The organism is Clostridia bacterium (assembly GCA_036562685.1).
Classification (GTDB): Bacteria; Bacillota; Clostridia; order Christensenellales; family DUVY01; genus DUVY01.
The window spans coordinates 1-4,985 of the sequence record DATCJR010000169.1 but is presented as its reverse complement, the minus strand read 5'-3'; the positions used below and the strand labels follow the sequence as shown (position 1 = coordinate 4,985).

At 34.5% G+C, this 4,985-nt stretch carries 6 protein-coding genes; all 6 read right to left on the bottom strand.

The window, feature by feature from the left end; all coding sequences use genetic code 11:
- Positions 1-936: pyruvate carboxylase subunit B (locus tag VIL26_07590; GenBank protein ID HEY8390789.1), on the bottom strand; the 936-nt coding region annotated here is incomplete at its 3' end.
- Positions 937-976: 40 nt separating this feature from the next.
- The gene (locus VIL26_07585) at positions 977-1,387 is read right to left on the bottom strand and encodes a biotin/lipoyl-containing protein (GenBank protein HEY8390788.1); all 411 of its coding nucleotides are present in this window, start codon (positions 1,385-1,387) and stop codon (positions 977-979) included.
- Positions 1,388-1,391: 4 nt separating this feature from the next.
- Entirely contained in the window at positions 1,392-1,658 is a 267-nt protein-coding gene (locus tag VIL26_07580) for a hypothetical protein (GenBank protein ID HEY8390787.1), read from the bottom strand.
- A 2-nt stretch (positions 1,659-1,660) separates the two neighbouring features.
- Complete coding sequence (locus VIL26_07575) at positions 1,661-3,064, bottom strand: carboxyl transferase domain-containing protein (protein HEY8390786.1); 1,404 nt, start codon at positions 3,062-3,064, stop codon at positions 1,661-1,663.
- A gap of 160 nt (positions 3,065-3,224) precedes the next feature.
- Complete coding sequence (locus VIL26_07570; protein ID HEY8390785.1) at positions 3,225-3,956, bottom strand: pseudouridine synthase; 732 nt, start codon at positions 3,954-3,956, stop codon at positions 3,225-3,227.
- A 136-nt stretch (positions 3,957-4,092) separates the two neighbouring features.
- Positions 4,093-4,743 (bottom strand): MgtC/SapB family protein, encoded by a 651-nt coding sequence (locus VIL26_07565; protein HEY8390784.1) that lies wholly within the window; start codon positions 4,741-4,743, stop codon positions 4,093-4,095.
- Between the last annotated feature and the right edge of the window lie 242 nt (positions 4,744-4,985).

The following is a 4,985-nucleotide window of genomic DNA, read 5'->3' as shown; positions in this document are numbered from 1 at the left end:
TAACTGACTGATCAGGTTGGATAACATTCCGCCAGGAACTTGATATATAAGTGCTTTTATATCTACAGATAATACATTGGGGCTTATAATACCCTGTTTTTTCAATTTGTCTGCAACTCCTCTAAAATAATCAGCAGCCTGACTCAAAAGTTCCAAATCAAGTCCGGTATCATATTGAGTGCCTTTTAATGTTGCAACAAGTGATTCGGTAGCAGGCTGAGATGTTCCATTACCTAGAGGCGATAAAGCGGTATCTACTATATCACAACCAGCCTCAATAGCTTTTAGATAAGTCATATCGCCTGTGCCTGCGGTATTATGAGTATGTAAATGTATAGGCACTTTTATTTCATCTTTTAATGCCTTAACAAGCTCATAAGCTTCATAAGGAAGCAAGAGGTTTGCCATATCTTTTATACAAATTATATCAGCGCCCATTCTTTCATAATCTTTTGCCAGTTCTACAAAATATTTTAGCGTGTGAACTTCACTTGTCGTATAAGAAATAGCAGCCTCAACAGTTCCGCCTGCTTTTTTTGTAGCTTCAACAGCGCGTTTTATATTACGAGGATCATTAAGCGCATCAAAAATTCTAATAATATCAATGCCGTTTTTTATTGATAATTCACAAAATTTATCTACAACATCATCTGCATAATGCTTATATCCCAAAAGGTTTTGACCTCTTAGAAGCATTTGCAATTTTGTATTGGGCATTGCGGCTCTAAGCTTTCTTAATCTTTCCCACGGATCTTCATTTAAAAACCTTAGGCAGGCATCAAAAGTTGCGCCACCCCAAACTTCCAATGCGTAATAACCTATCTTATCAAGAAGCGGTGCAATGGGTAGCATGTCGTCAATTGACATACGTGTTGCTGCTTGTGATTGATGTGCATCACGCAATATTGTATCCATTATTTTTATTTTCTTTGCCATTTCTTTCTCCTAATGATTTGAAAACATAACAAATGTGGATTTAACCAATTATTGCTATAACATCGCCTGAATTTACATTGGCGCCTTGGTTTACAGATATATTTACAACGCCATCAGCAGGAGAAACAATGTCGTTTTCCATTTTCATTGCTTCCAAAACTACAACTACATCGCCTTTTTTTACCGCTGTACCAGTAGGTGCAACGATTTTAACAATTGTTCCAGGCATAGGTGCTTTTAACGGAGTACCGTTAGCAGGAACATTTTTTACAGGTGCAGCCGGTGCAGGTGCTGCAGGAGCAGTTACAGGGGCTGTATTAACAGGTGCTACAGATGTGGGCACAGGTGCTGATACTGCCGATGCAGGTGCTGATACAGTTGATGTTGCACTCATTTCTTCTACTGCTACTTCATATGTGTTTCCATTTACGGTTATCTTAAACTTACGCATTTTATCATCTCCTATTAGCTTTTTTTATGCTTTTAACTCTAAACATCGGTACTACGCCTGATTCAGCAATATAATACATTGATACCGCTGCCGTAATTACTGCAATCAATTCATCATTATTGACCGAAGATATAACATTATCAGAAACATCTTTGTTGTTGTTAGAAAAGTTTACAGATTTTAACTTTGATATTATGGTAATCATTAATACGGCTAAAATGATTCCCAAAACCAATAAGCAAGATCCCAAAATTACTATGACATTATCCATGTTTAAGACCTCTCAATCATACCAAGAGCGGCAATCAAATAATTTCTGGTCAAAGCCGGTTCAATAATATCATCAATGTAACCTTTTCTAGCAGCAAAAAACACATCAGTATTTTGATCACTATAATCTTTGATTAGCTTATCAAATTCCTGACTATTATTATCGTTAAGCTTTGCTAAGTTAGCTTTGCCAAGTTCTTCTCTCTTTTCTAATGCAGCAAGACTGCTTGAAGGTAATGAAGATATATCCGCATTAGCCCATGCTAACGTATAGTCATATCCGATACCGTTAGAAGCAAAAGCAGTATAACCAAAGCCGCAAGCATGACCAATTATTACTGAAATCAAAACTCCTTCAAAATTTGCATATCTTGAAATCACATTGGCTGCATCAGTTAAAATTCCATTGTGCTCGGATTTTAAGTCTGCATTTAAACCCAAAGTATCAACCAAATTGATTACAGGAATATTAAGTCCGTCAAAAACGCTAACATATTTCGCAATTTTTTTCAAAGCGTTTTGAGTTATATAATTGGATTCATTATTGTTATTGGCAACAACACCTACAGTTACACCATCCAATAGTGCCAGACCGCATATTGCTTCATTTGCATAACTTTGACCTAATTCTATGAATGAATCCTTATCAAAAACTTCAGATATAACAGTATGTATATCAGGATTTTGATTTAACGCTGCAGAAGCTCTGTTGACATCATCCAAACTAGGTGCATCATTATAAATATAAGTAACTAATTTTTTGACTTCTTCAGCAATCTTAGCAGCATTGCCAACAAAATCCACTTGACCGCTTAATTCCGCATTTATCTTAGCTCCGCCTACTTCACTAGCAGTCATTTGCTTTCCTGCCGAAGCCGCCAAAATCTTAGGACTTGTTGAAGTCATAACTGCATTGTCCACCATAAAAACAAAGTCAGCAATACCACAGAGTGTTGAAATCATACCGTAACTTGCTGACTTAATTATCAAAATATGAGGAACATCTAATCTTGCCGCAGCTCCCAAAATCTCGCCATAACTTTCGAGTACATCAGTACCTTCATCCATTCGTGCGCCCATAGAATCAATTATTGAGATAAGCGGCACATTAGCGTTAGATGCTTTTAGCATACATTTTACAATCTTTTCAGCGTGTAGTTTCCCTACACCGCCTTTTAATACATCGATGTTTTGAGCAAAAATACATACTTCATTATCATTAATTCTGCCAAAACCGCTGACCACACCTTCGCCAAAAGCTTCGCCTTCTTTATGACTTTGATGGACAAAAGTATCCATTTCTACAAAACTCATGTCATCTAGAATGGTTTTGATAAAACTTCTGATACTCTCACTGGCCTTTTCCAGCTCATTTCTTCGCTCTTTTAATGCCTTTAATCTATCCATTTTATCTCCTTAAGTGTAATCCAAAAGTTTCTCCAGTTAAATATTTTACGTGTTTATGTAAAATAAATCAAGTAAATGCCCCGCTGGAAACAAAAAAAGCCTGCACAATTATGTCACAATTTTTTTGACAAAATGCAGGCAATCTTATAATCTAAACTTTTTAATCTATATCAATTTTTTCTTTCAAATTTAATAAATACGCAATTTCTCTATCATTAAGATATCTAAATTTTCCTCTTGTAAGTCCTCCTAGTCTGATATCACCTATACTTATTCTTTTCAAAAACTCTGTATCTTTTCCTATACTTTCAAGCATTTTTCGTACTTGCCTGTTTCTGCCTTCATAAATAGTTATTTCCAATCTTGATGTTTTTTCATCAATTTCCAAAACTCTTACACGGCAAGGGGCTGTTTTTCTTCCATCTATTTCAACACCGCTACTGAGCTTTCTAATTTCATCGGGCGTTATTACTCCCTTTATTCTAGCTACATAGGTTTTGTTTATCTTATGGCTAGGATGTGTCAAAATATTAGTTAAGTCGCCATCATCAGTTAATAAAAGCAAACCTTCAGTGTCATAATCTAGCCTTCCCACAGGATAAACTCTGCGTCCTTGAGGCAATTTAATCAAATCCATAACTGTTAGTCTGTTATGCTCGTCACTTGTGGTTGTTACATATCCTTTGGGCTTATTGAGCATTATGTAAATAAAATCCTGTACGGGACTTACCTTTTTACCATCAACTGTTACAATGTCTTTCTCGGGATTAACATCAACAGCAAGATCTTCAATAAGTCTTCCATTTAATTTAACTCTTTTTTCGGCTATAATTTGCTCACTTTTTCGTCTTGAAGCCACACCGCATAACGCTAGATATCTATTAATTCTCATAACTACCTTTTTGATTTTATTTTTCAACCATTCAATATTAACCCTAAAAGCTATTAAATGCAAGTGTAAAAAACAAAAAAAGAAATACTTAAATTAGTATTTCTTTTTTAAGATTTTATATAAACTTAGATTTTATTTAATCAGATAACTTTTCAAGATAAAGTATATTTTTATCGCTATTAATAATGTCTCTGAGATCATTATCCGTTTTTACTTTGTCGCTTCTTATATGTGCTGTGCAAACAAGGTTTTCATTTTCTTGATGAAAAGAAATGTAAATGAAATTTTTAATTCCAAACATCTCTTTGATTTTGGTCTGTTCATCTGAACTTGATATAAACTTTACTTTATATGTAAAATGCTCTTTGGACTTTAAAAATTTTATGTCCAGGTGCATTATAAATTGGAAAGCTACTATTGCAATAGTTGCACCTATGCTCAAAAAATACAATTCTCCGCCTACACACATACCAATGCCTGCTGTAACCCAAACACCGGCAGCAGTGGTAAGTCCTTGTATAGAGTTCTTTTTGTACATTATCATTCCAGCGCCCAAAAAACCTATACCAGTGACAATTTGTGCAGCAACTCTGGCTCCATCATAATGACCTCCAAATCCATATTTAGATATAATCATAAATAAACATGCACCGCTGGAAACTAATGCATGAGTTCTAAGACCTGCTTCTTTATATCTTAATTTTCTCTCTAATCCTACCATTGCACCAAGTAGCATTGCACCCACAACCTGAGCAAGATAAACTAGTTGTTGATTAAAATTAGCCATATCCCAAATCCCTTTTTTGAAATAATATTTTTTTAAATAATAATATCAATAAAAAACAACTATTTCAATATAAAAATTTACTTTTTTAACTTGATGCTTCTGTCCTTAATATATATTCAAGTCTTTCTTTAAATGGTAATGGTTCGATATCTTCTTTTATAACAGCATTGACTGAAAATAACTTTTTATTTTTAAAATAGCCATTTATTTTTCCTATTTTTTCACCCTTTTTCATAGGCGCA